The 26,619-nt window shown below is 74.7% G+C and carries 24 protein-coding genes; 16 read left to right on the top strand and 8 right to left on the bottom strand.

The window, feature by feature from the left end:
• Positions 1-269 precede the first annotated feature (269 nt).
• The 15 genes from ACIQCH_RS30750 (at position 270) to ACIQCH_RS30820 (ending at position 19,166) form a co-directional block, all read left to right on the top strand.
• A complete protein-coding gene (locus ACIQCH_RS30750; RefSeq protein WP_402586271.1) occupies positions 270-1,352 on the top strand; it encodes a saccharopine dehydrogenase in 1,083 nt (360 codons plus the stop codon).
• Positions 1,342-2,544 (top strand): saccharopine dehydrogenase family protein, encoded by a 1,203-nt coding sequence (locus ACIQCH_RS30755; RefSeq protein WP_402586273.1) that lies wholly within the window; start codon positions 1,342-1,344, stop codon positions 2,542-2,544. Before ACIQCH_RS30750 ends, ACIQCH_RS30755 begins: the two co-directional genes overlap by 11 nt.
• Positions 2,541-3,911, top strand: a complete 1,371-nt coding sequence (locus ACIQCH_RS30760; protein ID WP_402586275.1) for an acetyl-CoA carboxylase biotin carboxylase subunit family protein — start codon at positions 2,541-2,543, stop codon at positions 3,909-3,911. The genes ACIQCH_RS30755 and ACIQCH_RS30760 overlap by 4 nt, the downstream gene beginning before the upstream one ends.
• On the top strand, positions 3,901-5,271 hold the full coding sequence (locus ACIQCH_RS30765) for an MFS transporter (RefSeq protein ID WP_402586277.1): 1,371 nt from the start codon (positions 3,901-3,903) through the stop codon (positions 5,269-5,271). The genes ACIQCH_RS30760 and ACIQCH_RS30765 overlap by 11 nt, the downstream gene beginning before the upstream one ends.
• Positions 5,272-5,351: 80 nt before the next feature.
• Complete coding sequence (locus ACIQCH_RS30770; RefSeq protein WP_402586278.1) at positions 5,352-6,683, top strand: lysine N(6)-hydroxylase/L-ornithine N(5)-oxygenase family protein; 1,332 nt, start codon at positions 5,352-5,354, stop codon at positions 6,681-6,683.
• Entirely contained in the window at positions 6,680-7,783 is a 1,104-nt protein-coding gene (locus tag ACIQCH_RS30775; RefSeq protein ID WP_402586280.1) for an NAD(P)/FAD-dependent oxidoreductase, read from the top strand. Before ACIQCH_RS30770 ends, ACIQCH_RS30775 begins: the two co-directional genes overlap by 4 nt.
• Entirely contained in the window at positions 7,780-10,044 is a 2,265-nt protein-coding gene (locus tag ACIQCH_RS30780; protein ID WP_402586282.1) for a class I tRNA ligase family protein, read from the top strand. Before ACIQCH_RS30775 ends, ACIQCH_RS30780 begins: the two co-directional genes overlap by 4 nt.
• Positions 10,044-13,397: an amino acid adenylation domain-containing protein gene (locus tag ACIQCH_RS30785; RefSeq protein WP_402586284.1), complete on the top strand. Its 3,354-nt coding sequence runs from the start codon at positions 10,044-10,046 to the stop codon at positions 13,395-13,397. The genes ACIQCH_RS30780 and ACIQCH_RS30785 overlap by 1 nt, the downstream gene beginning before the upstream one ends.
• Positions 13,394-15,094, top strand: coding sequence for an AMP-binding protein (locus tag ACIQCH_RS30790; protein WP_402586286.1), 1,701 nt, complete (start codon positions 13,394-13,396; stop codon positions 15,092-15,094). Before ACIQCH_RS30785 ends, ACIQCH_RS30790 begins: the two co-directional genes overlap by 4 nt.
• Complete coding sequence (locus tag ACIQCH_RS30795) at positions 15,087-15,380, top strand: acyl carrier protein (RefSeq protein ID WP_402586287.1); 294 nt, start codon at positions 15,087-15,089, stop codon at positions 15,378-15,380. Before ACIQCH_RS30790 ends, ACIQCH_RS30795 begins: the two co-directional genes overlap by 8 nt.
• Before the next feature lie 2 nt (positions 15,381-15,382).
• Positions 15,383-15,997, top strand: coding sequence for a GNAT family N-acetyltransferase (locus tag ACIQCH_RS30800; protein WP_402586289.1), 615 nt, complete (start codon positions 15,383-15,385; stop codon positions 15,995-15,997).
• Entirely contained in the window at positions 15,994-17,133 is a 1,140-nt protein-coding gene (locus tag ACIQCH_RS30805) for a C45 family autoproteolytic acyltransferase/hydolase (RefSeq protein WP_402586291.1), read from the top strand. The genes ACIQCH_RS30800 and ACIQCH_RS30805 overlap by 4 nt, the downstream gene beginning before the upstream one ends.
• A gap of 16 nt (positions 17,134-17,149) precedes the next feature.
• Complete coding sequence (locus tag ACIQCH_RS30810; RefSeq protein ID WP_402586292.1) at positions 17,150-17,857, top strand: 4'-phosphopantetheinyl transferase family protein; 708 nt, start codon at positions 17,150-17,152, stop codon at positions 17,855-17,857.
• Between the two features lie 123 nt (positions 17,858-17,980).
• A complete protein-coding gene (locus ACIQCH_RS30815; protein WP_402586294.1) occupies positions 17,981-18,553 on the top strand; it encodes a hypothetical protein in 573 nt (190 codons plus the stop codon).
• Between the two features lie 175 nt (positions 18,554-18,728).
• Entirely contained in the window at positions 18,729-19,166 is a 438-nt protein-coding gene (locus ACIQCH_RS30820) for a VOC family protein (protein WP_402586296.1), read from the top strand.
• A gap of 405 nt (positions 19,167-19,571) precedes the next feature.
• Here ACIQCH_RS30820 and ACIQCH_RS30825 read toward each other — a convergent pair whose 3' ends face one another.
• The 5 genes from ACIQCH_RS30825 to ACIQCH_RS30845 all read right to left on the bottom strand — a co-directional run bounded on the left by ACIQCH_RS30825 (position 19,572) and on the right by ACIQCH_RS30845 (position 22,532).
• Complete coding sequence (locus ACIQCH_RS30825) at positions 19,572-19,880, bottom strand: hypothetical protein (protein WP_402586298.1); 309 nt, start codon at positions 19,878-19,880, stop codon at positions 19,572-19,574.
• Complete coding sequence (locus ACIQCH_RS30830) at positions 19,870-20,484, bottom strand: RNA polymerase sigma factor (protein ID WP_402586300.1); 615 nt, start codon at positions 20,482-20,484, stop codon at positions 19,870-19,872. Before ACIQCH_RS30830 ends, ACIQCH_RS30825 begins: the two co-directional genes overlap by 11 nt.
• Before the next feature lie 254 nt (positions 20,485-20,738).
• Positions 20,739-21,161, bottom strand: coding sequence for an SRPBCC domain-containing protein (locus ACIQCH_RS30835; protein ID WP_402586301.1), 423 nt, complete (start codon positions 21,159-21,161; stop codon positions 20,739-20,741).
• A complete protein-coding gene (locus ACIQCH_RS30840) occupies positions 21,158-21,472 on the bottom strand; it encodes an ArsR/SmtB family transcription factor (RefSeq protein WP_402586302.1) in 315 nt (104 codons plus the stop codon). The genes ACIQCH_RS30835 and ACIQCH_RS30840 overlap by 4 nt, the downstream gene beginning before the upstream one ends.
• A gap of 112 nt (positions 21,473-21,584) precedes the next feature.
• Positions 21,585-22,532, bottom strand: a complete 948-nt coding sequence (locus tag ACIQCH_RS30845; RefSeq protein ID WP_402586304.1) for a DUF2218 domain-containing protein — start codon at positions 22,530-22,532, stop codon at positions 21,585-21,587.
• Between the two features lie 119 nt (positions 22,533-22,651).
• Here ACIQCH_RS30845 and ACIQCH_RS30850 point away from each other — a divergent pair, with 119 nt between their 5' ends.
• Complete coding sequence (locus tag ACIQCH_RS30850) at positions 22,652-23,251, top strand: ArsR/SmtB family transcription factor (RefSeq protein WP_402586306.1); 600 nt, start codon at positions 22,652-22,654, stop codon at positions 23,249-23,251.
• Positions 23,252-23,271: 20 nt separating this feature from the next.
• Here ACIQCH_RS30850 and ACIQCH_RS30855 read toward each other — a convergent pair whose 3' ends face one another.
• From ACIQCH_RS30855 to ACIQCH_RS30865, 3 genes are all read right to left on the bottom strand, one after another.
• Positions 23,272-24,606, bottom strand: coding sequence for an MFS transporter (locus ACIQCH_RS30855; protein WP_402586308.1), 1,335 nt, complete (start codon positions 24,604-24,606; stop codon positions 23,272-23,274).
• Positions 24,603-25,223 carry a helix-turn-helix domain-containing protein gene (locus ACIQCH_RS30860; RefSeq protein ID WP_402586309.1) on the bottom strand — a complete coding sequence of 207 codons (621 nt, stop codon included), beginning with the start codon at positions 25,221-25,223 and terminating at the stop codon, positions 24,603-24,605. The genes ACIQCH_RS30855 and ACIQCH_RS30860 overlap by 4 nt, the downstream gene beginning before the upstream one ends.
• Positions 25,224-25,354: 131 nt before the next feature.
• Complete coding sequence (locus tag ACIQCH_RS30865; protein WP_402586311.1) at positions 25,355-26,425, bottom strand: ScbA/BarX family gamma-butyrolactone biosynthesis protein; 1,071 nt, start codon at positions 26,423-26,425, stop codon at positions 25,355-25,357.
• Positions 26,426-26,619: the final 194 nt, after the last annotated feature.

The following is a 26,619-nucleotide window of genomic DNA, read 5'->3' on the forward strand; positions in this document are numbered from 1 at the left end:
GGCGTGTGCCGGCGCTGCGCGCCGCGCCCCCCCCCCCCCGTGGGGGGGGGGGGGGGGGGGGGGGGGGCGCGGCCCCCCCCCCCCCCCCCCCCCCCCCCCGGGGGGGGGGGGGGGGGGGGGGGGCCCCCCCCCCCCCCCCCCCCCCGCGCCACCCCCCCGCACCCCCCCCGCAGACCACCCCTCCCCGCAGCCCTCCGCAGACCGCGCCCGCCGCCGCCCCGGCACGGGTGCCGCCCACCCGCATGCCTCCAGACAGGACAAACCCCCTCATGTCGGACCGCCCGCACCTCTGGATGCGCCACGAGGCCCGTCCCACCGAACGCCGCGCCCCCCTCGTCCCCGAGGACGCGGCCACCCTCGTCCGGCAGGGCGTGCGCATCACCGTCGAGGACTCCGACCAGCGCGCCTTCCCCCTCGCCGACTACGCCGCCGCCGGCTGCGCCACCGCGCCGGCGGGCAGCTGGACCGGAGCCCCCGGGGACGCCTACGTACTCGGCCTCAAGGAACTCCCCGACGGGCCGGCCGCACTGCACCACCGCCACATCTACTTCGCCCACGCCTACAAGGGCCAGGCCGGCGCCGACGCGCTGCTCGGCCGCTTCACCGCCGGCGGCGGCGCCCTGCTCGACCTCGAGTACCTCACCGACGACGACGGCCGCCGGGTGGCCGCCTTCGGCTACTGGGCCGGCTACATCGGCGCCGCCCTCGCCGTCCTGCACCGCCGCGGCCGGCTCACCGCCCCGCTCGTCCCCACCGCCCGCCCGGCCCTCGACGCGCTGCTCGCCGCCGACGCCGCCGACGACGACACCCGCGCGCTGGTGGTCGGCGCGCTCGGCCGCAGCGGCCGCGGTGCCTGCGACGCACTGGAGCGGGCCGGCCTGGACCCCACCCGCTGGGACGTGGCCGAGACCCGCGACCTGGACCGCCCCGCGCTGCTGGCCCACGACCTCATGGTCAACACCGTGCTGACGGTCCGTCCGGTGCCGCCCTTCCTCACCCCGGCCGACCTGGACGAGCCCGCCCGCCGGCTCTCCCTCGTCTCCGACGTCACCTGCGACGTCACCTCCGAGTGCAACGTCCTGCCGGTCTACGACGAGACCACGACCTGGGCCGACCCGGTCCGCGCGCTGCGCGGCGGGCCCGCCCCGCTGGACCTGATCGCCATCGACAACCTGCCGTCCCTGCTGCCGGTGGAGGCCAGCCGCGCCTTCTCCGCCGAACTCGCCCCGCACCTGGCCCGCCTGACGGACGCCGCCGCCCCCGTCGAGGGGTGGGACCCCGTCTGGGCCCGCGCCCTGCGCCTGTTCGAGACCGCGACCGCCCCCCTGGAGGAGGCCACCCGTGTCCGCTGAAACCCCCGCGCCGGCTTCCGGCACCGTCCACTGGATAGGCACCGGCCTGTCCACCGGCGCCTCCGGCCTCGGCCTCGTCTGCGACCGCGCCGCCCGCGTCCTGCTGTGGGACCGCACCGCCGAGCGCGCCACCGAGCGGCTGGCCGCCCTGGGCCTGGCCGGCCGCGCCGAGGTACGGGCCTACGACCCCGAGGCCCTGGCCGCCGAGGTGGCCGCCGGCGACGTGCTCGTCTCGATGCTGCCGGCCGCCGAGCACCCCGTACTCCTGCGCACCGCGCTGGCCGCCGGCGCGCACTTCGCCTGCACCAGCTACACCTCCCCCGAGCTCGTCGAACTGGCCGAGCGGGCACGGACGTCCACCCGTACCGTCGTCCTCACCGAGGCCGGACTCGACCCGGGCATCGACCACCTGTACGCGCACGACCTGGTCGCCCGGGCCCGGGCGGCCCTCGGGGACGCCCCCGCCACCGCCGTCTTCACGTCCTTCTGCGGCGGCCTGCCGGCCGAGCCCAACGAGTTCCGCTACCGCTTCAGCTGGGCCCCGTACGGGGTGCTGGCCGCCCTCGGCTCGCCCGCCCGCTACGTGGACGACGGCGCCGAGCGCACCGCGGTCCACCCGTGGGAGGCCGTCCGCCCCCTCCTCCTCGACGGCGAGCCCTTCGAGGTCTACCCCAACCGCGACAGCCTGCCCTTCATCGGCCAGTACGGCTTCCCGGCCGGCTGGCGGACGGAGACCTTCGTCCGCGGCACGATGCGCTCGCAGGGCTGGTCCGCCGCCTGGAAGCCGGTCTTCGAGACCGTCGCCACCGGCGACGAGCAGGCCGTCCGCGCGCTGGCCGCCGACCTCGCCGCCCGCTACCCGGCCACCGCCGACGACCGCGACCGCGTCGTGCTCTCCGTCGCGCTGGAACTGCGCACCGAGGACGGCCGCCGCTGGTCCGGCAGCCACCGGCTGGACCTCACCGGTGGGGCCGACGAGTCGGCCATGGCCCGCTGCGTCTCCCTCCCGCTGGCCCACGGCGTGACCCGGATCCTCGACGGCGCCCTCCCCGCCGGGCTCCGGCGGGCCGCCGGGTCCCCCGACGAGACGGGCCGCTGGCTGGCCTTCCTCGCCGACCGCGGCCTGCGCGCCACCGTCCACGAGCAGCTCGACGACCACCCGACCGATCCCTCATCTGGAGCCCCGGCATGACCCGCACCGCGCCCGCCCCGCTCTCCGACTCCGGCATATCCGCCCCCGCCCCCGAGGCGTTCGTCCTCACCGGCGCCTTCTGGGTCGTCTGCCGCAACACCCGCTACCTCGAGGAGCTCTCCGCCCGGGGCCTGAAGATCCTGCTCATCACCCCGGAGAGCTACCGGGAGGCCGCCACCGCCGCCCGCAAGGACCCGGCCCACCCGGCCGCCCTGATCGACGACATCGCCTACGTCGACGGCTCCCTCGACCAGGAGGGCTCCTTCACCCCCTCCTTCATCGCCCGGGCCCGCGCCTGGCACGGCCGCTACACCCTGGTCGGCGCCTACGCGGTCGGCGAGACCCTGGTCGAGCAGACCGGCCTGCTGTGCGACGCGCTCGGCCTGCCCGGCCCGGGGCTGCGGGCCACCCGCGTGTGCCGCAGCAAGTACCTCCAGCGCTGGTACCTCGACGAGTTCAGCCCCGCCTCCCTCGTCCTGGCACCCGGCACCCGCGAGGACGCCGACCTGGCCGCCCTGCGCTACCCGGTCGTCGTCAAGCCCGCCACCCGGCACTCCAGCTCCGGCGTGATCGCCGTCGACGGGCCCGACGCGCTGCGCGCGCTGCTGCGGGAGTACCCCGACCACGAGACGATCCTCGTCGAGCAGAAGGTCAGCGGCCAGGAGTACTCGGTCGAGTCCCTGGTCCAGCAGGGCGAGGTGGTCTTCACCTCGGTCACCCGCAAGGAGACCACCGAGTCCGGGGACCGGACCTTCGTCGAGCTCGCCCACTCGGTGCCCAGCGCCGACCCGGCCGGCCACGCCGAGCTGCTCGCCGCCAACCTGCGGATGCTCGCCTCCCTCGGCTTCCGCGACGGCATCGCGCACGCCGAGTGGCGCACCGGCGACGACGGCCGCCCGTACCTGATGGAAGTCGCCGCCCGCACCCCCGGCGACGGCCTGCTCGCCCTCTACCACCTGGCCACCGGGCAGCCGATGGAGCCGGAGATCGTCCGCATCGCGCTCGGCGAGCCCGCCGCCTACCCGGCCCCGGCCCGCTACGCCCGCCAGGTCTACCTGGAGCACGAGGAGGGCGCCCTCGGCACCGTCGCGCTCGACTGGCCCGGCGTGACGCCCCGGTGGGTCGGCGGCAACGGCGGCATGTGGCCCGAGACCGTGCCCGGCGCGGCCGACGACCCCGGCGCGCTGCGCGCCCTGCTCGTCCTCAAGGAGGCCGGCGCCCGCCTGACGCCGCTCGCCAGCTCCGACGACCGGGCGGTGACGTTCCTCATCGACGCGCCGACCCCCGCGGAACTGGACGAGCTGGAGCGCCGGGTGCGGGCCGCCGTGACCGTCACCGTCGACCCGGTGGTGGACGATGAGCGCTGACCTCACCGCCCCGGCGGCCGGCCCGGAGGCCGAGGAGGACGTCCGCGGACCCGAGTCGCTTGGGTCGCTCGGGTCGCTCCCGGCGGCCCCGCCGGCCGCCGCCGACGGCGGCCGCCGGCAGGACCCGGCCCCCGCTGCCGGGCGACCCACCGTCTGGGCCACCTTCCGGAACTCGAGCCCCGCGGTGAAGACCGTCCTCGCCGGGGTGCTCGTCAACCGGCTCAGCGGCTTCCTCCAGCTCTTCCTCGTCCTGTTCCTCACCGCCCGCGGCTACTCCGACGGCCGGACCGTCATCGCGCTCGGCGTCTTCGGCGCCGGCGCGGTGGCCGGCTCCCTCGTCGGTGGCTCCCTCGCCGAACGGCTGGGCATCCGGGGCGCCACCACCGTCTCCATGAGCAGCACCGCCGTGCTCACCGCGGCCCTGCTCTACCTGCCCTCGTACGGGCTGCTGCTGGCCGCGGTCGCGCTGGTCAGCCTCGGTGCCCAGCTGTTCCGGCCGGCCTCGGCGACGCTGCTCGCCGACGAGACCGACGGCGACCGGCAGGTCATGGTCTTCGCGATGTACCGGTTCGGCCTGAACGTGGGCGCCACCGCCGCACCCCTGGTCGGCTACGCGCTCTACAACGCGGGCGGGCAGTCGTACACGCTGCTCTTCTGGGGCGAGGCGGCCATCGCCCTGCTGTACGCCGTGGTCGCCCGGGCCACCCTGCCGGCCCGGACCGCGGCCCGCACCGCGGACGCCGGGGACGGCGCCGCACCGGCCGCCGCCGGCGGCTACGCGGCCGTCCTGCGCGACCGCCGCTTCCTGCTCTACCTCGCCGCGGCCTTCTTCCACTCGGCCGTCTACATGCAGTACCTGTCCACGCTGCCGCTCTACATGAAGGACGCCGGCATGGCGCTCTTCTGGTACACCTTCGCGGTCGCGCTCAACGGGTTCATCGTCATCGCCTTCGAACTGCTGGTCACCAAGCTCTCCCAGGGCTGGCCCCTGAAGATCACCGTCGGCCTGGGCTTCGCCCTCGTCGGCGCCGGAGTCGCCTGTTACGGGCTGCCCATCGGCCCGGCCGCGGTGGTCATCGGCACCCTCGTGTGGTCCCTCGGCGAGATCCTCGGCGGCCCCGCCGTCTTCGCCTATCCGGCCAAGGCCGGCCCCGAGGCGCTCCGCTCGCGCTACATCGGCAGCTTCCAGTTCATGTTCGGCCTCGGCTCCGCCCTCGGCCCGATGGTCGGCAGCTGGCTCTTCGTCACCACCGGCGCCCTGGTGTGGCCGCTGGTCGGCTGCTGCTCGCTGCTCGCCACGGTCTGCGGCCTGATCGCCGTACGCACCCCCCGCCCGCCCGCACGTCCCCGCGCGCACTGAACCCCTACGACCCCAGCCACGAACGCCCGTCCTTCCCTCCCCACACCCGTCACCGCTTCACCACATGAGAGGTCCGAACCATGGGGCACGAGAACAACCGGTCCAGTGCGGCCCACTACCGCTGCATAGGCGTCGGCGTGGGCCCGGCCAATCTGAGCCTGGCATCGCTGCTGCACGGCCGGCCGGAGGTACCCAACCTCTTCATCGACCGCAAGGAGTCCTTCACCTGGCACGACGGCCAGCAGATCCCGGGCACCACCCTCCAGGTGTCCCAGTTCAAGGACCTGGTCAGCCTCGCCGACCCGAGCAGCCCCTTCTCCTTCCTCTCCTACCTGCACGAGAAGGGCCGGGTCTACCACTTCCTCAACGCCCGCTTCGACGACGTGCCGCGCCGGGAGTTCCGCAACTACCTCGCCTGGGCCAGCCGCCGCAACGAGAACGTCGCCTTCGGCGAGACCGTGCGGGAGGTCGCCTTCGACGATGCGGCGAATCGTTTCACCATCCGTACCGACCGCCGCACCGCCACCGCCGACAACGTGGTGGTCGGCATCGGCAGCCGCCCCTGGATCCCCCCGCAGGGCGCGGACGACCCGGGCGCCACCCAGTTCCACGTGGCCGACTACCTGGAGCGCGCCCACGGCCTGGGCGGCAAGCGCGTGGTCGTCATCGGCGGCGGCCAGTCCGGTGCCGAGGCCTTCCTGGACCTGATCTCCCGCTCCGGGGCGGAACTGCCGCGCCGGGTCTCGTGGATATCGCGCCGGCAGAACTACTTCCCGATCGACGACTCGCCGTTCACCAACGACTTCTACATGCCGAGCCACGCGGACTACTTCTACGGACTGCCCCGCGAGCAGCGCCACCACCTCAACACCCGCCACATCCTCACCAGCGACGGCATCTCCGAGTCCACCCTGCGCGAGATCTACCAGGCCATCTACGTCCACCGCTTCGTCGACGACAACGACGACCTGGTCGCCCTCCACCCCGACCGGGACGTCTTCGACGTCAGCCCCGGTGCGGTCGGCGGCTGGGAGGTCAGCGCCCGCCACAACGGCGAGTCCGACTCCCTCGAGAAGTTCGAGGCCGACGTCATCGTCTGGGCCACCGGCTACCGCCCGGCCGCCATGGACTTCCTGGCCCCGGTCGCCGACCGCCTGGAGCGCGAGGGCGACGAGCTGCGCGTCGACGAGGACTACGCCGTCCGCTGGGACGGCCCCGCCGACCGCCGGATCTTCGTCCAGAACGGCGTCCGCGGCCAGCGCGGCCTCGCCGACCCCAACCTCAGCCTCAACGCCTGGCGCAGCCGCCGCATCGCCGACCGGCTGATCGGCGTGCGCAGCGACGAGCAGCTGGCCTCCTTCATCGAGTGGTCCTCCAAGTCGGCCCCGCGCGACGAGCGGTGGAGCGCATGACCGGCCGAGCCACCCCTCCCGCACCGCCGCGCGGACCGGGGCGCACGGACGTGGCGATCGTGGGCGCGGGCATCCTCGGGGTGCTCACCGCCCGCGAGGTCCTCGCCCGCGCCCCCGGCACGTCCGTCACCCTCCTGGACCGGGACCTCGTCGGCTCCGGAGCCACCCGCCGCTCCGCCGGCCTGCACTTCCCGCGCGGCGCGAGCGCCACCACCCGGGAACTGGCCGCCGAGAGCGAGCGGTTCTACGCCGACCTGCACGCCGCCCGGCCCGAGCTGCCCATCCATCCCCTGGGAATGAGCGTGCTCGCGCCGCTGGCGAGCGAGCCGGCGCTCCGCGAGGCCTACCTTCCGGAGGCCGGGCTCCGCCCGATCGACGCCCTGCCCCCGCAGGTGCCCGCCCTGCCCGCCGGGTACGGGCTGTGGGAGGGCGACGGCTGCCAGTACGCCGACGTCCACGCCCTCACCCAGACCCTCGCGGCCGAGCTGCGGCCGGCCGCGGCCTTCCGCGAGGGCGTGGCCGTCACCGCCCTCGACCCCGGCCCCGACGGGGTCCGCCTCACCCTGACCGGCGGCGCGGAGCTGACCGCCGGGCACGTGGTGCTCGCCCCGGGCCCCTGGCTCGCCGAGCCCGCCTGGGCCGACCTGGTCGCCCCGCTGGGTGCCCGCGTCAAGAAGATCGTCGCCCTGCACGTCGAGGTACCCCCGACCCCCGAGGACCGGGCGATCGTCTTCCACGACGAGGACGCCTTCCTGCTGCCCTTCCACCACCGCGGCCACTGGCTCTTCAGCTACACCTGCCAGGAGTGGGACGTCGACCCGGCCGCGGTCGACCCCGCCGTCTCCGCCGCCCACCTCGACGAGGCCCTCGCCCTGCTCGGCGGGTACGCCCCCGAGCTGGCCGCCGCCTGCGTCTCCGGCCGGGTGTTCTGCGACGCGTACGGCCCCGAAAACACGGCCCTCGTCGAGCCCCTCGCCGACGGCCGGGTGGTCTTCGCCGGCGCCGCCAGCGGCTCCGGGTACCGCCTCGCCCCCGCCCTCGCGGCCCGCGCCGCCGACCTGATCCCGACCCTCCCGCGCCAGCGAAAGGCCACGACATGATCATCGCCAGCTACGACGCCGACGTGCTGGAGCAGGCGTTCGGCATCGACATGAGCTCCGTCGAGGGCCTGGGCACCGGCGCGGGCTGGGGCCGGGTCGCCCCGGGCGTCACCTCCGAGCGCCACCACCACGACGAGACCGAGCTGTTCGTCGTCGTCTCCGGCACCGGCGAGTTCGTCGTCGACGGCGCCACCCACCCGGCCGCCCCCGGCACCGTCATCCTCTTCGAGCCGTTCGAGACCCACGTCCTGACCAACACGGGCGAGGCCGACCTGGTCTTCTTCACCCAGTACTGGCGCGACGCCGAGCGGGCCGTGACCTCCGCCGGCAACGCGGAGCGCAAGGGCTTCGGCGACCGCCCCGTCTTCGTCTTCTCCACCCCGCCCACCCCCAACGGCGACCTGCACCTGGGCCACCTCTCCGGCCCCTACCTGGGCGCCGACGCCTTCACCCGCTTCCAGCGCATGAACGGTGCCGAGGCCTACCACCTCACCGGCAGCGACGACTACCAGAGCTACGTCGTCGGCGCCGCCCGCGCCGAGGACCGCACCCCCGCCGACACCGCCGCCCACTACAGCGCCGAGATCGCCGAGACGCTGCGGCTGATGGACATCCCGCTCGACCAGTACACGGTCACCGACCAGGACCCCGCCTACCGCGAGGGCCTGCAGGACTTCTTCAGCAAGGTCGTCGCCTCCGGCGAGGTGTCCGTCACCGAGCACGACGCCCTCTTCGACGCCGCGACCGGCCGCTACCTGTACGAGGTCGACGTCAAGGGCGGCTGCCCCGGCTGCGGCAACGGCACCTCCGGCAACATCTGCGAGGAGTGCGGCGAGCCCAACACCGTCGCCGACCTCGCCGAGCCCCGCTCCGCCGCGCAGGCGGCCCCGGTGCGCGGCACCTCCGCCCGCTGGACCCTGCCCCTGCACACCTTCTCCGGCCAGGTCCGCGACCACCACAAGCTGGGCCGCGTCCCGGCCCGGCTGCGCGAGCTGGCCGACCGGCTCTTCGCCCGCCCGAGCCTCGACATCCCGATCACCCACCCCTCCGAGTGGGGCGTCGAGCCCCGCGAGGGCGACACCGAGGGCCAGGTCATCTGGGTGTGGCCCGAGATGAGCTACGGCTTCCTGCACGGCATCCAGTCCCTGGGCGGCCGGCTGGGCCGCGACTGGCGGGCCGCCGAGCCGGCCGCCGACTGGAAGATCGTCCACTTCTTCGGCTACGACAACAGCTTCTACCACTCCGTGCTCTACCCGGTGCTGTACAAGCTGGCGTTCCCCGGCTGGCAGCCCGACATCGACTACCACGTCAACGAGTTCTACCTGCTGGAGGGCCAGAAGTTCTCCACCAGCCGCCGGCACGCCATCTGGGGCAAGGAGATCCTGAACCCCGACACCGTCGACGCCGTCCGCTTCTTCCTGTCCGCCACCCGCCCCGAAGGCCTGCGCACCAACTTCCAGCGCGCCGCGTACGAGAAGACCCTCGACGACACCCTCATCGGCACCTGGCAGGCCTGGCTGAACGACCTCGGCGCCCGCGTCGCCAAGCACCACGGCGGCCGCGCCCCCGACGCCGGCAACTGGACCCCCGAGCACCAGGCCTTCCTGGCCCGCCTCGGCGCCCGCCTGACGGCCGTCACCGGCGCCCTCTCCGGCGACGCCTTCTCCCTCAACCAGGCCGCCGCCGAACTCGACGGCATCGTCGCCGACACGGTCCGCTTCGCCCGCGCCGAGGGCCTGCTCACCGACACCGCCGGCTGGGAGAACGAGAACCGCACCGCCATCGCCCTGGAGTTGGCCGCCGCCCGCCTGCTGGCACACGCCGCCACCCCGGTCATGCCGCGCTTCGCCGCCCGGCTCGCCGCCGCCCTCGGCACGGGCGACGCCCCCTCGGCGTGGCCCCGTACGGTCGAACTCCTCACCCCGGGCACCGAGGTCGCCCTCGCCGACGCCGTCTTCTTCACCCCGACGGCCGCCGCGGCCGACGCCGGCACCGCCCCGCTCACCGACTGGCTGTCCGCCACCGTGCGCGCCGCGCTGCGCCTGGAGGGCGACGAGCCGATCGCCGACCGCACCCTGACCCAGCTGGCGGCCGGCTCCCTGCAGGCCGTCACGGTCCAGTACCAGATCCTCGACGCCCTCGACGTGGACCTGTCCATGGACGAGCTGCTGCACGGCGGCACGGTCGCCGAACTGGCCGCCGTCCTCGCCGACCGCGCCGAGCCGGCCGCCGTGGCCGCCCTCACGGAAGGGCAGCACTGATGGACCGCCACGACACCCACGGCGCGGTCGACCACCACGCGGTGCTGAAGGACATCGCCGACCGCGGCCTGTCCGTCAGCCTCGTCGACGGCGACCTGCGCCTGCAGGGCCCCCGCGAGCGGATGGACGGCGAGTTCATCGGCCGCATCAAGGCCGCCAAGGCCGACCTCGTCGCGCACCTGGCCGCCGAGGCCGAACTCGGCCCCGGATTCCCCCTCACCCCGCTCCAGCGCGGCTACTACCTCGGCCGCTCCGGCATCTTCGAGATCGGCGACGTGGCCAGCCACGTCTACCACGAGATCGAGGGCCACTGGGACCTCGACCGCCTCCAGACCGCCCTGGACGCCGTCGTCGCCGCCCACAGCGCGCTGCGCTCCCGCTTCCTCGCCGACGACCGCCAGGTCACCGTCCCGGCCGCCGCCGCCCGCGTCCCGATCGGCCGCCTCGACCTGCGCGACCAGGACCCCGCGCAGCAGGAGCGCACCCGCGCCGAGCTGCGCGAGGCCCGCTCCCACCGGCTGCTGGCCGCCGACGGCGGCCCGCTCCTCGCCGTGGACGTCACCGTCCTCGCCGACGACCGGATGGTGCTGCACGTCGGCCACGACGGGCTCGTGATGGACGGGATCAGCATGTTCCTGTTCTTCCGCGCCTGGTGGCACGCCTACCAGAGCCCGGGCGCCGAGCTCCCCGAGGAACTGCCGTACGCGCAGTACGTCGAGGCCCGCGAGGCGGCCCGCGGCAAGGCTCCGGCCCGCCGCTCGCAGACGTACTGGAACGAGCGCGTCCCCGACCTGGCCCCGCACCCGGACCTGCCGCTGCGCACCAGCCCCGCGGCCCTGACCCGGTCCCGGTTCAGCCAGCGCACCGTCGAGCTCGACGCCGCCGCCTGGGGCCGGCTCAAGGAGCGGGGCGCGGCACTCGGCCTGACCCCCTCGGCGGTGCTGCTCTCCGCCTACGCCGAGACGCTGTCGACCTGGGGCGCGGGGGAGCGGTTCACCCTCACCACCACCATCGCCCAGCGGCCCCCCGTGCACCCGCGGATCTTCGAGGCCATCGGCCAGTTCTCCGACACCCTGCTGGTGGAGGCCGAGGTCGACCGCGGCCGCCCGTTCGCCGAGCGCGCCCGGGCCCTGCAGAAGCGGCTGCACGCCGACATCGACCACCGCCACCACTCCGGTGTCGAGGTCATGGCCGAACTCTCCCGGCTGCGCGGCGGGGTGGCCGGCGCCCGCATGCCGTTCACCTTCAACAGCGCCATCGGGCACGCCAGCACCGAGGTGGACGGCTCCGCCCTGGAGCTGTTCGGCCCCGAGGTGTTCACCGTCTCCCAGACCCCGCAGGTCTGGCTCAACGCCTTCGCCATGGAGCGCCGCGGCGCCCTCGTCGTCCAGCTCGACGGCCTCGACGAGCTCTTCCCCGAGGGCCTGCTCGACGACCTCGCGCACGGCTACCGGGAACTGCTCGGGACGCTCGCGGACGAGACCGCCTGGCAGCGGCACGCCTTCGACCTGCTGCCGCCCGCCCAGCGGGCCCGCCGCGACGCGGCCAACGACACGGCCGTGGCGCGCGCCCCCGAGATGCTCGGCGACGCCATCGCCGCGCAGGCCCGCCGCACCCCCGACGCGCCGGCCGTCCTCACCACCGCGGGCGTCCTGACGTACGGGGAGCTCCTCGACCGCGCCGCCCGCGCCGCGACCTGGCTGCGCGCGCACGGCGTCGGCCGCGGGGACCTGGTCGGCCTGGTCATGCACCGCGGCCCCGAGCAGATCACCGGCATCCTCGCCACCGTCCTGGCCGGCGCCGGCTACCTGCCCGTGGACGCGGCCCTGCCGGAGTCCCGCCGCGACTACATGCTCACCGACGGCCGGGTCCGCTGCGTGCTGACCAACACCGGCTGGCAGGAGGGCGACCCCGAGCGCGGCATCGCCGCCCTCGACCTCACCGCCCACGAGCCGGGCGCGACCCCCGCCGAGGTCCCGGCCCGGCTGCCCGGCTCGGACCCGGAGGACCTCGCGTACGTCCTCTACACCTCCGGCACCACCGGCGCCCCCAAGGGCGTCATGGTCACCCACGCCAACGTCGCCAACGTCGTCGCCGACTGCCAGGAGCGCTTCGGCATCGGCCCCGACGACCGGTTCATGGCCATCAGCGCCTTCAACTTCGACCTGTCCGTCTGGGACGTCTTCGGGGCGCTGGCGGCCGGCGCGGCCCTGGTCATGCCCGACCGGGACCGGGCCGTGGACCCCGGCCACTGGCTGGAGCTGGCCGCGGAGTTCGGCATCAGCGTGTGGAACTCGGTCCCGGCCATCGTCAACCTGATGCACGACCAGGCCGTCGCCGACGGCACCGCGCCGCCCGCGCTGCGCCTGGTCATGATGAGCGGCGACCGGCTGCCGCCGGCCCTGCCCGCGGCCCTGCGCCGACTGGTCCCCGGCCTGGAGGTGGTCTCCCTCGGCGGGCCCACCGAGACCACCATCTGGAACATCCTGCACCCCGTCCGCGAGGACGAGGACGGCACCGAGTCCATCCCGTACGGCCACCCCAACGCCAACAACCGGGCCTACGTCCTCGACCGCGACGGGCTGGACTGCCCCGACTGGGTCACCGGCGAGATCGTCGCGGCCGGCACCGGCCTGGCCCGCGGCTACTGGGGCGACGAGGCGCGCACCGCCGAGAAGTTCTACCGGGACGACACCCGCGGCGAGCGGCTGTACCGCACCGGCGACCTGGGCCGCTACCTGCCCGACGGGGAGATCCAGATCCTCGGTCGCGGCGACTTCCAGATCAAGGTCAACGGCTACCGCATCGAGGCCGGCGAGGTCGAGACCCGGCTCGCCGCCCTCGACGCCGTCGCCAAGGCCGTGGTCGCCGCCCGCCCCGGGCCGCGCGGCGACCAGCTCGTCGCCCACCTCGTCCCGGCCGGCCCGGCCCGCCCGCACGCCGGCGAACTGCGCCAGGCCCTGCGCGCCGACCTGCCCGACTACATGATCCCGACCGTCGTGCTGTGGCACGACGCCCTGCCGCTCACCAAGAACGCCAAGGTCGACCGTACGAAGCTCGCCGCCCTGGGCGCCGAGACCGCCGACGCCGCACCCGCGGAGGAGGCCGCCTCCGTCCCGCCCGAGACCGAGACCGAGAAGCTGCTCGCCGAGATCTGGTCGACCGTGCTGCGCCGCCCGGACCTGGGCGTCACCGACACCCTCGCCTCGCTCGGCGGCGACTCCATCGCCGCGGCCCGCATCCTCACCGCGACCCGCAAGCGCTTCGGCACCACCGTCACCCTCGACCAGTTCGCCGAGATGGACTCGGTCCGCGCCATGGCCGCCCACCTCGCACCGGAGACACCCCGATGACCACGATCGACGCCGCGCCCGCCACGGCGGCCGCGCCCGATGCCACGACCGCCCACCCGGCCGCCGGTGACCTTCCGGCCTCCGACCCTTCGGCAGCACCGGCCGCCGCGCACGACCCGGCCGCCGCCGGATCCGCCGTCCAACGCCTCGTCACCACCCCGCCGACGGCCGGCACCCTGACCGTCGTGCGCCTCGACGGCACCCGCACGATCGCGCTGACCGAGCTGTACGAGCGCGCGGGCCGCCTCGCCGTGCGGCTGCGCGAGCGCGGCGTCGGCCGCGGCTCGCGGATCGGGGTCCTGGCCGCCAACAGCCTGGAGTGGGTGCTGCTCGACCTCGCCGCGCTGCGGCTGAAGGCCGAGACCGCCGGGCTGGAGCCGGGCAAGTTCGCCCCCTCGGCCGCGCTCATGGACGCGTACGACCTCGACCTGCTCTTCACCGACCAGGACGCGGCCGGCGTACCCGGCGCGGTGCCCACCGCGGACGTCTGGGACCTGACCGAGCCCGGGGCGGACGAGGGAGGGCCGGAGGGAACGCTCCCGGAGGGGCCCCAGCAGGCCGGTCCGCCGCCGGCCGGTCCGCCGCCCGTCACCTGGGCGCCCGGGGACGTCACCACCATCAAGTTCACCTCCGGCAGCACCGGCGTGCCCAAGGGCCTCGGGGCCACCGCGGGCAGCATCGACAGCTCGCTGGCGGCCGTGCAGCAGATCTTCGGGCACGGGCCGGAGGACCACCTGTTCGTGTTCCTGCCGCTCTCCCTGCTCCAGCAGCGCTACTGGGTCTACTCGGCCCTCCTGCACGGCCACGACCTCACCATCAGCACGTACGAGGCCGCGTTCGCCGCGCTGCGCCGCACCCGGCCCACCGTCGTGATGGGCGTACCGGCGTTCTTCGAGACCGCCCGCCGCCAGATCGAGGCCCGGCACCGGCGGGCCGCCGACGGGACGCCGGTGTCCGACACGGCGAAGGTCCTCTTCGGCGACCGGATCCGCTACCTGTGGACCGGCTCCGCCCCCGCCTCGGGCGACGTGCACCGCTTCTACGCCGAGGCCGGCCTGCCCCTCTACGAGGGCTACGGCATGAACGAGACCTGCATCGTCACCAAGAACCACCCCGGGGCCCACCGCGAGGGCAGCGTCGGCAAGGTGCTGCCCGGCAAGGAGGTGCTGATCGACCCGGACGGGGTCATCCACGTCCGCAGCACCCACCCCGTCAACACCCGCTACCTGTACGCCCGCCCGGGCGACTCCGAGAAGGTCTTCGCCCCCGACGGCACCGTCCGCACCGGCGACCTCGGCCACCTCGACGAGGACGGCTTCCTCTTCGTCCACGGCCGCGCCGACGACGTCATCGTGCTCGACAACGGCAAGAAGGTCGTCGTGCGGCCCGTCGAGGAGCTGATGAAGGCCGATCCGGCGATCGACGAGTGCGTGCTCTTCAGCCCCACCCAGACCGACCTGGTCGCCGTGGTCTCGCCGGCCGCCGTGCCGGCCGACCACGACGCCATCGCCGCCCGCCTGGCCGCCGTGAACGCGGCCACCGCCGCGGACGAGCACATCAGCCGCGTGGTCGTCGCCGACGAGCCCTTCACCATCGACAACGACCTCCTCACCTCCCAGTACAAGCCCAAGCGCCCGCAGATCCGGGCCGCCTACGCCACCCAGCTGCTCAACCAGGAGACCGGTATCCATGCCTGACACCGCCGCCGAGGTCACCGTCGCCCCCGCGATCGAGGCCGCCGCCCGCGACCAGCTCTCCCTCGTCCTGACCCCGCCGGTCGCCGCCGAGGACCTCGACCTGGACGCCGACATGGTCGCCGCCTACGGACTGACCTCCCTGAACAAGGTCCTCTTCCTCACCGAGGTCTGCGACGAGACCGGCGTCGACCTCGCCCACTTCACCGAGCACGACCTCGCCGCCATGATCACGCTGCGGCACGTCGCCGCCGCCCTCACCCGCCACAGCGACACCACCGGAGCCTGACCATGACCGCCTCCTGGACCACCCACGCCGCCGCCCGCCTCGAGAACGAGCACGTCGTCGTCCGCCCCGTCACCGAGGCCGACCGCGAGGGCATCCGCGCCGTCGCCATGGACCCCGACATCTGGCGCTACTTCGTCTCCGCCGTCGAGACCGACGCCGACTTCGAGACCTTCTTCGCCACCAACCTCGCCGACCACGCCGCCGGCCGCCGCGCCGTGTACACCATCGTCGACAAGGCGACCGGCCGCATCGCCGGCAGCATGAGCTACGGCAACCTCGTCGAGGCCGACCGCCGCCTGGAGATCGGGTGGTCCTGGCTGGGCCGCGACTTCCGCGGCAAGGGCATCAACCACTGGGCCAAGGCCCTGCTGCTGGCGCACGCCTTCGAGGTCCTGGACGCCGAACGCGTCGAGTTCAAGACCGACGTCCTCAACGTCCAGGCCCGCAAGGGGCTGCGCAACATCGGCGCCACCGAGGAGGGCGTGCTGCGCTCCTTCAACTACATGCCGGGCGGCCGCCGCCGCGACGCGATCTTCTACAGCGTCCTGCGCGCCGAATGGCCCGAGGTCCGGGCCGCGCTCGCCGTGGGCCCGAAGCAGGCCGTGGCGCACGCATGACCGACACCGCACAGGTGACCCCCGCGGCGGCCGGCGCCGCCGCGGGGGCGGCCGCCGCCCCCGCGGGCGCGGACCCGGTCACCTTCATCGACGCCGCCGGCAGCCCGTACGACCTCGGCCGCGCGCACGGCGAGGCGCTCGCCGCCCCGCTGCGCGGATTCCTCGACGACGGCCTGGCCCGCCTCAACCACCTGACCACCACCCCGTTCACGTACGAGGCGCTGCGCCCGCGCATCGCCGCGTACCGCACCGCGATCACGGCCGCCCTGCCCGCCCTCGCCGAGGAGGTGGCCGGCCTCGCCGCCGGCGCCCGCCTCACCGAGGACGAGGCCTGGCTGCTCCAGCTGCGCCGCGAGATCATGGGCTACTCCAAGATCCCCACGGCCGGGGACTGCACGACCTACGCGCGCATCGGCACCGGCGCGCCCGTCCTCGCCCAGACCGTCGACCTCAACGGCGACCTGGACGACCACATCAGCGTGCTGCGGCTGGCCCCGGCCGGCTCGCCCCGGCGCTCCCTGGTGCTCAGCTTCGCCGGCCTCCTCGGCTACCTGGGCGTCAACAGCGACGGGCTGGCCGTCGGCCTCAACCTCGTCCTCGGCGGCGACTGGCGCCCGGGCGTGCCCCCGTACCTCGCCATCCGGCACCTCCTCGACACCGCCGGCAGCGTCACCGAGGCCCTGGAGGTCCTGGCCGGCCTCCCGCTGGCCAGCTCCCGCTCGCTCATGCTGTGCGACGCGGAGCGGGCGCTGTACGTCGAACTCCTCGGCGGCGAGCTGCGGGTGACGGAGGCGGCCGCGCCGCGGGACGGCGCTGCCGCCGCCAGGACGGCCGTCCACACCAACCACTTCCTCCACCCGGACTTCGTCCCGCGCGACGAACTCAACGTCTTCGCCCGCAACTCCTCGCTGCGCCGCCTCAAGGCCGCCACCGAGGGTCTGGCGGAGCTGCCCTCCGACGCGGTCCCCGGCGACCACTTCGCCCTGCTGTCCCGGCCGCCGATCTGCGTACCCGACCGCGGCGACATCCGTGCCGAGCGCACCGTCGCCGCAGCCGTCCTGCACCCCGCCGCGGGCACGCTCCACCTGCGCCCCGGCGACCCCTCCCGCTCCGCCACCAGGGCGTTCACCCTGTAGGAAAGGACGGCGCCCCATGGACGCCTGGCTGGTCGACCTCGACCGCACAGCCCCCACCGACATCACCGCGAACTATCCCGAGGGCCTCACCGAGGACGAACTGCGCCGCGGCGCCGAGTTCGTGCACGCCCGGGCCGCGCACCGGTTCTTCCGGGCCCGGCTCGCCGTCCGCCGGCTGCTCGCCGACCGCCTCGGCACCGACCCGCACGGCCTGCGCATCCACTACGACCCCGCGGGCAAACCCCACCTGCCCGACCACCCCGGCACCCACATCAGCTGGTCCCGCTCCGACGGCCTGCTGCTGCTGGGCGCCACCGAGAGCGGACCCATCGGGGTGGACGTCGAACTCGTCCGCCCCGAGACCACCAACCTCGACGTCCTGGCCTTCGTCTACCCGGCCATGCCGCGCACCGCCTCGCCGGAGACCTTCTTCCACGCGTGGACCCTCCTGGAGGCGGCGGTCAAGGCCACCGGCCGGGGCCTGACGGAGGGGGCCGGGGACGTCGGCCTGACCTTCCCCGCCGACGGCTCCGTGTTCCTGCACGGCATCGACGGCCACGGCCCCGACCCCTGGTACGGGCACACGCGGCTGGAGCCGACCCGCCAGGACGCCCCCTGGGCGATGACGGCCTTCGTCTCGCACGAACTGCGGCCGCCCGCCCTGATCCCCTGGCCGCCGCGCACCGCCCGGGCCCGCCCCGTGGGCCTCGCGGCGGCGGCGTGACGGTCCGGCCGCGGTGCTCCTCCCGGAGGGGCGTACGGGCTCCCCCGCACGGGGGAGCCCGTACCGCCGGGACCACCGTCCAGCCGGACGCACCGACCCCGGGGCCCCGGCCACGATGACCGCATGACCACGCAGCCCGCCCCCGCGGCCACCACCCGCTCCGCGTCGCCCGCGACCACCGCGCCCGCACCCCGCTGGGCGGTCCGGGCCGCACACTCCCTCACGCTCCTGGTCCTGCCCGGCGGCCTGTGGCGCCTCGCCCTCGTCCTCGGCTTCCCCGCCGGCTACACCGCCGCCGGCTTCGTCCCCTTCGAGACCCCGTCCGCCAAGGCCGTGATGCTCTCCCTCAGCGTGGGCTCGGAGCTGATCGCGCTGCTCACCCTCGGTCTGGTCCGCCCGTGGGGCGAAACCGTCCCGCACTGGCTGCCGTTCATCGGCGGCCGGCGCGTCCGCCCCCTGGCCGCGGCCCTGCCGGCGCTGCTTGGCGGGCTCGTCCTGACGTTCCTCTGGGCCGGCCTCCCGTGGTGGTGGACCTTCCCGCACGCCGACATGACCCGCACCGGTCACCTCGTCGTGGGCCTGCTGTACTTCCCCCAGTTCTTCTGGGGCCCCCTCACGGTCGCCCTCGCGGTGTCGTACTGGCGCCGAACCCGTGTGCGGTCCGGTGGCGTTGCCCGGTCCGCCCTTGATCGTTAAGCTCGTCCGCGTGACTGCCGGGTCGGCCATGGGCCATGCACGAGTGAGGTTCCCGGCCCCGGCGTGACCCCGGGGCGGGCCCGAGCCCCGCCGTCCCCTCCGCGTCCTCGCACCCGGCGCCCCTCCGCGGCGCCCCACCCAGCGATCCGAGACCGGAGCACGGAGCACACGACACATGTCCCTTCCCCAGCAGCCCCCGCACGTCCCCGCCACGGCGACCGCAGCGACGGCCGCCGTCCAGTTGAACCACACGGCCGTGTACGCGACCGACCGCCGCCTGTCCGCCGAGTTCATCGCCGCGGTCCTGGGCCTGACGGTGGCCGCCCCGTTCGGTCCGTTCCTGCCCGTGGACCTCGGCAACGGCGTCACGCTCGACTACTACGAGAAGACCGACGAGCCGATCCAGTCGCAGCACTACGCCTTCCTGGTCCCGGAGGACGGCTTCGACGCCGCGATCTCCCGCCTGGAGTTCCTCGGCGTCACCTACTACTCCGACCCCGCCCACACCGACCCCGGCCGCCCCAACACCCTCTTCGGCGGCCGCGGCGCCTACTTCCTCGACCCCGACGGCCACAACATGGAGATCATGACGGTCCCCTACGCCCGGCCCTGAGGGCAGGCGGGGGTGGGTGGCCCCCCATTCGCGGGAGTTGCCGCGCCGTGGTGTGTGGGGGAGGCGCTTGAGGCGGTAGGGCAGGCTGGTCCGGAGGCGGGCCCGGGCCTGGGGTGGCCGGAGGCCAGGGCGAAGCCCCGGAGCCCCAGGGGTGGGCCTGCCGCAGGGCCTGCAGGCCCTGCCGGGTCAAGCACCGAGAGGACCCACACCACGGCGCGGCCGCGAAGCCACCCCACCTGGGGGGAACGGCCCGGAGCACACGGCGGGCGCGCGACCTCAACCGGTCGCGCGCCCGCCGTGCCGGGCCGTGCCGTGCCGTGCAGTGCCGTGCTGCGTGCCGTACGTGCCGTACGTGCCGTACGTGCCGCCGGGCCTGCCGTGCTGCGTTCCGTGCCGTCCGCCCCGTCAGGGCGAGGTCACCCGGGCCCCCGCGCGGGTCAGTTCGCACCTGCCGTCCGGGCCCCCGGTGCAGGACCGCCGCAGCCGCCCGGCCGTGACGGTCTCCACGAGGCCGATCGCCCAGCACATCGGGCAGCCGCGCAGCGCGACCAGGCCGACCGGGGCGAGCAGCAGGCTCGCCGGGCCGGCGACCGGCAGCAGGGCCAGGGACCCGGCGAGAGCGCCGAAGCCGAGGGCCCCGCGGGCCAGATGCCGCGGGACGGAGCGGCTGGCGAAGCCGCCGCGGGCCGTCCCGGTCTTCTCGTCAGGCGTCAACGTCGGTTCCCTTCGTCGTGGCGGCCGGCGCGTCGCGCAGTGCCTCGCGCACGGCCGAACGGGCGCGGTGCAGGCGGGACTTCATGGCGGCGGTGGTCAGCCCGAGCCGGTCGGCGACGGTGCGGCCGGGCAGGCCCTGGACGTCCCGCATGACCAGTACCTGCCGTTGGTCGTCCGGCAGGGCGGCGACGGCCGCCGCGACGCGCTCGGCCTCCAGGCGCAGCAGGGCGTCCTCCTCGGCGGACCGCGCGGTGCCGCCGAGCGCGTCGGAGCCGCCCGCCGTGCCGAGGGGACCGGGCCCGTCCGCCGGGAGGGGGTGGAGCGGGTGGACCAGGGAGCGGGTGCGGCGCAGGCACTCGTTGCGGACGATCCGGAACATCCACGACGCCAGGGCCCCGGAGGCGCGCAGCATGCCGATCTTGCGGTAGAGGATGATCAGCGCTTCCTGGGCGGCGTCCTCGGCGTCCTGGGGCGTGGCGCACAGCGAGTGCGCGAACCGGCGCACGTGCGGGTACGAGCCGTACACCAGCGCGGTGAGCGCCTCGACGTCGCCGCGCTGGGCCGCGTCGACCAGGACCGCGCCGGGCCAGCGGTGGTCAGCCACGCTGACGCTTCCGGCGGCGCAGCAGCGTGACGGTGCACGCGCACAGCAGCACGGCGGCCGCGGCGACGATGACGGCGGTGGTCATGGGTTCCTCCCGGTGGGGTGCGGGGCGGACACGTTCGTCCGCACGCCCATGAGAGGCGCGGCGGGCACGGAAGGATTCACCCTGGTTCGAGGTTCGAGGTTCGAGGTTCGAGGTTCGAGGTTCGAGGTTTGAGGTTTGAGGGTTCGAGGTTCGAGGGTTCGAGGTCCCCTCAGTCCGTGAGGGCACGCTCGATGCGGGTGAGGAGCTTCGGCCAGCCGTCGCCCATGCCCTCGAAGGCGGCCTTGCCGAGGGGGGAGTCCAGGTCGAAGCCCGCGTGCTCCAGGAACAGGCGGGTGCCGGACCCCTCCGCCTCGAGCCGCCACGTGATCGTGGTGTCCAGCGAGCCGGGGGCGAAGGAGTAGCGCAGCAGCCGCTCCGGCTCGACGGCCAGCACCTCGCACGCCTGCTGGCCCCAGGGGCCCATGTCCAGCGTGAAGCGGTGGCCCACGACCGGCCGCACGTCGCCCGCGGCCCACCACTTGGCGTGCAGCTCGGGCTCGGTCAGCGCGCGCCACACCTTCGCGGGCGGGTGCGCGATGAACTGGTCGCAGTGGATGGTGTCGGGGTGGTTCGGGTCGGGGGCGGTGCTCACGGGTTCTCCTCGTCCAACAGGTCGCGCAGCGCGCCCATCCGGGCCCGCCAGTAGTGCTCGAAGGGGTGGAGCCATGCGCCGACTTCGGCGAGCGGTGCCGCTTCGAGGTGGTAGTAGCGGTGGCGCCCGCGCGGCTCTTCCCGTACGAGGGCGGCCCTCTTGAGCACCGCAAGGTGCTCGGACACCGCAGGCCTGCTCAACTCGAACTCGCCGGCGAGGTCACCCGCCGCGCGAGGTCCGTCCCGCAGGGCCTCCAGCAGCTTGCGCCGTGCCGGATTGGCCAGCGCACTGAACACGTCCACTCCTGCCATACCCCGACTATGCGTCGGAGAACTCCGACATGTCAACTTTCTCCGACGCGTCCGCGCGCAGCACGGCCCGGCATGCTCGACCTCGAAGCCGAGTGGGCGGTCGGCCGCCGCGTCAGCGGCGGCGGGCGATGGTGACGCCGTCGCGCACGGGGAGCATGACCGAGTCCACCCGGTCGTCGGTGGTGATCAGGTCGTTGAGGCGGCGCATGGCCACGTAGCGCTCGTCCTGGTAGGCGGGGTCGAGGACGCGGCCGCCGAGGAACACGTTGTCCAGCACCACGAGGCCGCCGGGGCGCAGTCGGCGCACGATCTCCTCGTAGTACGCCGGGTAGGCCGGCTTGTCGGCGTCGACGAACGCGATGTCGATGACCGGCTCCTCGCCGAGCGCGCGGAGCGTCTCCAGCGCGGGGGCGATGCGGAGGTCGATCCGGTCGGCGACGCCGGCCCTCTCCCAGTACGGCCGGCCGATCGCGGCCCACTCCTCGCTGACGTCGCAGGCGAGCAGGCGGCCGCCGTCGGCCAGGCCGCGGGCGATGCAGAGGGACGAGTAGCCGGTGAAGACGCCGACCTCGACCGCGAAGTGGGCGTCGGTCAGCCTCGTCAGCATGGTGAGCAGGGCGCCCTCGTCAGAGGAGACCTGCATGTGCGCGGCCTCGCCCACGGCATCGCGGGTGGCGGCGGCCAGTCCGCCGAGGACCTCGTCGGCCGGGGTGTGCTGGCTGAACAGGTAGTCGCTGACGGCGGGGGCGAGGGGCTCCAGGTCGGCGCCGTCGATCGGGGCCGACCACTCGACGGCGAGCTCTTCCTGGGTGGCGAAGCGCACCAGGTGGCGGGTGATGACGTCCTGGACCCGGCCCAGCGCTTCGGTGTCGACCGCGGTGGCCGTCAGCTCCAGCGTGTCCGGGGTGGGCATGAGGGTGCAGGTGCCGGAGGCGACGGTGATCGTGCCGCGGCCGTCGTGACCGAGGGTGGTGGTGACCTTGTGGCCCATGTGCGAGACGAGCTGCTTGATGTAGCGCGCGGAGCGGGTGGTGGCGACGCGGGCGGTGGCGAGGGGCAATTGGACTCCTGAAGTCTCACTACTTAAGTGGCGAGGTTTCTCGCCACTTCCTGAGGCAGGATTCTGGCGCACCGGGCCGGAGTTGTCAAAAGCATCGAGATTCATAGACACTTCAACGCATGGCAGAAGACCAGCCGCCCACGCCCGCACACGACGCCGACCAGGACGAGGCGCGCCGTGACGACGAGGGCCACCTCGTCCTGAGCTCGCCGGAGCAGTTCAAGGCCCTGGGGCACCCGATGCGTCAACGCATGGTCAACGTGTTGCGCCAGCGCCCGGCGACACTGCGCCAGCTCGCCGGGGCACTGGGGATGAGCAAGGGCACCATCGGCTACCACGTACGCGTCCTGCGCGAGGCGGGCCTGGTGCGGCTCACGGAGACCCGTCGGGTGCGCGGCGGCACCGAGCAGTACTTCGCACTGGCCGGCAAGAGCTTCAAGCTGGACCGGGGGGCGGAGGTCGGCCCGGAGTTCCTCATCAACGCAGCGCTCGGCGAGATGCTGCCGAACGCCCCCGACCGGATCTCGCACACCTCACTGCGCCACCTCTGGCTGACCGAGGACGAGGCGCGGGCACTGGACCTCCGCCTGCGCGCACTTGCCGCGGAACCCCACCCCGCAGACCCCGCCCACGGCGAGGCCTACGGACTGCTCCTCAGCCTCTTCCCCGCCGACGTCCCCAACCTCCCGCCGGACGACGCCGCGGACCCCTCCGACTGAGGTACCTCCTGCGACACCCTTCAGGTGGGATCGACGGAGTCGCGCTCGTCCTCGACGTGGACGACACGGAGTTCCGGTGTGCCCGGTGTGCCCGGTGTGCCCGGTGTGACCGGGGTGTTCGGGGTGGCGGTGCGGACGGACCGGTTCGTCCAGGTCAGGGCTGCGGTGGTGAGGGTGGCGGCGGCGCAGGCCTCGAAGGCCGGGGTCAGGCCGATCGCGCCGGCCAGGGAGCCGAAGGCGGCGTAGGAGACGGGCGCGAGTCCGAGGGAGGCGAAGCCCGCGAGGGCCGACACGCGACCGGTGTAGTGCTCGTGGGTGCGGGCCTGCACGAGACCGAAGAGCAGGGCGGTCGCGGGCCCGGTGGTGAACCCCAGCGCCGCCGTCAGGGCCAGCACCGGTACGAGCGACGGGGCGAGCGGACACAGGGCCAGGCACGCCCCGCCCGCCGCCACCCAGCCGAGTCCGGCGGCGGCCGCTCGCGGGCGCCCGCCGCGCCGTGCGGAGAACAACGCGCCCGCCACCGCGCCCGCCGCGAACGCCGACACCGTGACCGAGTAGCCCGCGGGGCCCCAGCCCCGCTCGGCGGACAGCAGGGCCAGACCGACGTTGAGCGGTGCGGCCAGCGCCAGGTTCAGCACCGCCACCACCACCAGCACTCGGCCGACCACCGGCTCGCGCACCGCGTACCGGACTCCTGCCGCGACCGCCTGCCGGCCGGTGTGGTCGGCCGTGCCGCGCGGTGTGGTGTGCCGGCGTGGCGGTGGGGCCGCGGGCCGGTCCCGCACGTGCCGGAGCAGGGTCAGGGACAGGGCGAAGAACGCCGCGACGAGCGCGGTCGCCGCGGCGGGGCCGGCGAAGGCGGTGACCGCGCCGCCCGCCGGGGCGCCGAGGACGCCGGCCGTGCGCTGCACCGCTTGGACGGCACCCTGGGCCCGGGGCAGTTCCGCGCGGGGCACCAGGCGGGTCGGTGCGGCCGAGGTCGCCGGGACGTGTGCGGCGTCCAGTACGCCGAACGCCACGGCCGTCGCCGCCAGCAGGGCGAGCGGTGCCCCGCCGGCGAGCCACAGGCCGAGGGCGGCGGCCGCCATGAGGGCGGTGCGCAGCAGTTGGCTGACGCGGACCACGCGCAGCGGACCGTAGCGGTCGGCCAGGGTGCCGCCCACGAGGAGCAGCACCGCCCGCGGAACCGACGCACAGGCCATCACCGCCGTGGTCCGCAAGGGCGATTCCCACCGTGCGGCGGTCCATCCGAGGGCCACGAACCACATCTGGTCCCCGGCGAGCGAGAGGCCCAGCCCGCAGAGGAAGCGGGCGGGACCGGGTAAGCCGGGCCCCCGCTCGCGACGGGCGCTCACCCTTCCGTACCGCCCTCGAAGGGGAAGGCCTGGGCGATGACGAAGACCTGTTCGGTGTCCGGCTCGGGGGTGGTGCCGGCCGCGGCGCGGGCTCGGGTCCGGTCGCCCCAGCGCTCCAGCAGGGCGTCGAGTTCCGTGCCGAACTCCCGCAGCTCGTCCGGGGTCAGCCGCAGCAGGCCGTCGTACGAGACCGCCGCGTCCGCCCAGTTCTCGCCCCAGCGGGCGGGGCCGCCGGCCTCCCACTCGCGCAGCCGCGCCGCGCGGCGCTCGGCCAGGACGCGCTGGGCCGCGGCCAGGGCCTCGCGCCCGCCGGCGCTTCCGGCGAAGTCCCCGGACGAGAACCGCATGCCGCCCGGTACGGCCCGCCACCACCGCTCGCGCCCGTCCGTGCCGGGCCCCTCGGCCTCCACCACGAACCCGCAGGCCGCGAGCGTGCGCAGGTGGTAGCTGAGGGACCCGGGCGCGACGGGCACGTACCGCGACAGCCGCGCCGCGGTGGCCGGGCCCTCCGCCACGAGGAGTTCGTACAGGCGCAGCCGCACCGGGTGAGTCATCGCCCGTAGCACCTGAGGATCCGTCATCGGTGGTGTCTGCGGGTGCTGTTCGTCGGTGGTCACCTCCATAGGGTAGGTGCACAAGATGATTTGCGCAGCTGGATTTGTGCAACTTTCCTTGTCGGTCCGGCCGGCCGGGGCGCGGGGCCCGTGCGGGTCCCGCGCCCCGGCCTACAGGGGAGGGGCGGACCGCGTCAGGAGTGGACGGGGAGCGTGGAGACCGTTGCCGAGAAGACCGGGCGGCCGTCCTGGGTGGCGCAGACGCGGACGCGGGCGCGGCCCGCCGTGTCGGGCAGGGCGGGCTCGGCCACCAGCAGGCAGGGCCGGTCGAACTCGACGTACCGGTGGAACTCCGTCTCGAACGCCACGGCCACCACCGGGCCGTCCGCGCAGGCGTGGGCGGCCTGGACGGCGGCCTCCAGGAGCACCATCCCCGGTACGTGGTCGTGCGGGTGGTCGAAGAGGACGCCGTGCGAGACGTCAACGCGCAGCTGCCACCGGTACGGGGTGTCCGTGGGGGAGAGCACGACGTCGCGGTCGTGGCTGCGGCCGACCCGGTGGGCCGCCACCGGCGGGGTCAGCGGCAGGGCCCGGGCGAAGGCCTGGCCGGCGTGGGCGTACGGGCCGCGCAGCCGGTCGTAGACGGCGGGCGGGTGGGTGCTGTACGCCAACTCGGCGGTGCCGACGGGGCGTCCGGCGCGCCAGGCGTGGATGCGCGAGGCGAGGTGGACCGAGCCCATCCGGCGGCGCCGGACGGAGAGGTCGGTGATGAGGAGGGTGACGGCGTCCGCGTGGGCGCCGACGCCGGTTCCGGCTCCGGCTCCGGCTCGAGTTCCGGTCCCCGGGTCCGCGTCGATCGCGAGGGTGGCGGGGTCGACCGTGGCGTGGACGTGCTCCCAGCCGAGCCGGTGGCCGAGCGGGACGTGGTGGACGTCGTGGGTCAGGAGCGCCAGTGCCTGGCGCAGGCTCTCGGTGAACAGCAACGGGCTGTAGCGCCCGTCGACGGTGTAGAACGCGTGGTCGCGCGGCCAGCGGACGGTCACGCGCCGCGTGGTGTCCGACACCTCGCTCCACCCGGAGACCAGGGCCTCGTGCCGGCGCGACTTGCGGACCAGCGACTCGACTCCTGGACCGGGTAACCCCCCGCCCGCCGCGTCGGCGGCGACGGCGGAACCGGTCCGGGCCCCGCCCGTCGTGCCCGTCCCTTCCGTGTGGCCCACCGCGTTCGGCGTGCTCGTCGTTCTCGTGCGTGCACTTGCTGACATGAAGACGATCCCCCTGTAAGAGCGTGCGGATCCGGTCACGCAAACCTGCGGTGCGCGCCGGGTGGTGCCGGGTTCGTGCTTGAGTCGTGCCTGATCACGTGCCGAAGACGGGCCGAGCACGGGTGATCGACGTGCCGGCCGTGTGCTGAAGTCGTGCCGAACCTGGTGATGTGCCTGCCGACGGCTCATCCCCA

The sequence above is a fragment of the Streptomyces sp. NPDC093225 genome (assembly GCF_044753805.1).
Taxonomy (GTDB): domain Bacteria; phylum Actinomycetota; class Actinomycetes; order Streptomycetales; family Streptomycetaceae; genus Streptomyces.

What these genes read in the sequence shown, in the direction of transcription:
- ACIQCH_RS30840 (WP_402586302.1), bottom strand. Translation starts at nt 21,472, where the DNA reads ATGGCAGGAGTGGACGTGTTCAGTGCGCTGGCCAATCCGGCACGGCGC.
- ACIQCH_RS30820 (WP_402586296.1), top strand. Translation starts at nt 18,729, where the DNA reads ATGTCCCTTCCCCAGCAGCCCCCGCACGTCCCCGCCACGGCGACCGCA.
- ACIQCH_RS30805 (WP_402586291.1), top strand. Translation starts at nt 15,994, where the DNA reads ATGACCGACACCGCACAGGTGACCCCCGCGGCGGCCGGCGCCGCCGCG.
- ACIQCH_RS30775 (WP_402586280.1), top strand. Translation starts at nt 6,680, where the DNA reads ATGACCGGCCGAGCCACCCCTCCCGCACCGCCGCGCGGACCGGGGCGC.
- ACIQCH_RS30865 (WP_402586311.1), bottom strand. Translation starts at nt 26,425, where the DNA reads ATGTCAGCAAGTGCACGCACGAGAACGACGAGCACGCCGAACGCGGTG.
- ACIQCH_RS30770 (WP_402586278.1), top strand. Translation starts at nt 5,352, where the DNA reads ATGGGGCACGAGAACAACCGGTCCAGTGCGGCCCACTACCGCTGCATA.
- ACIQCH_RS30780 (WP_402586282.1), top strand. Translation starts at nt 7,780, where the DNA reads ATGATCATCGCCAGCTACGACGCCGACGTGCTGGAGCAGGCGTTCGGC.
- ACIQCH_RS30815 (WP_402586294.1), top strand. Translation starts at nt 17,981, where the DNA reads ATGACCACGCAGCCCGCCCCCGCGGCCACCACCCGCTCCGCGTCGCCC.
- ACIQCH_RS30795 (WP_402586287.1), top strand. Translation starts at nt 15,087, where the DNA reads ATGCCTGACACCGCCGCCGAGGTCACCGTCGCCCCCGCGATCGAGGCC.
- ACIQCH_RS30765 (WP_402586277.1), top strand. Translation starts at nt 3,901, where the DNA reads ATGAGCGCTGACCTCACCGCCCCGGCGGCCGGCCCGGAGGCCGAGGAG.
- ACIQCH_RS30750 (WP_402586271.1), top strand. Translation starts at nt 270, where the DNA reads ATGTCGGACCGCCCGCACCTCTGGATGCGCCACGAGGCCCGTCCCACC.
- ACIQCH_RS30785 (WP_402586284.1), top strand. Translation starts at nt 10,044, where the DNA reads ATGGACCGCCACGACACCCACGGCGCGGTCGACCACCACGCGGTGCTG.
- ACIQCH_RS30760 (WP_402586275.1), top strand. Translation starts at nt 2,541, where the DNA reads ATGACCCGCACCGCGCCCGCCCCGCTCTCCGACTCCGGCATATCCGCC.
- ACIQCH_RS30790 (WP_402586286.1), top strand. Translation starts at nt 13,394, where the DNA reads ATGACCACGATCGACGCCGCGCCCGCCACGGCGGCCGCGCCCGATGCC.
- ACIQCH_RS30850 (WP_402586306.1), top strand. Translation starts at nt 22,652, where the DNA reads ATGGCAGAAGACCAGCCGCCCACGCCCGCACACGACGCCGACCAGGAC.
- ACIQCH_RS30800 (WP_402586289.1), top strand. Translation starts at nt 15,383, where the DNA reads ATGACCGCCTCCTGGACCACCCACGCCGCCGCCCGCCTCGAGAACGAG.
- ACIQCH_RS30810 (WP_402586292.1), top strand. Translation starts at nt 17,150, where the DNA reads ATGGACGCCTGGCTGGTCGACCTCGACCGCACAGCCCCCACCGACATC.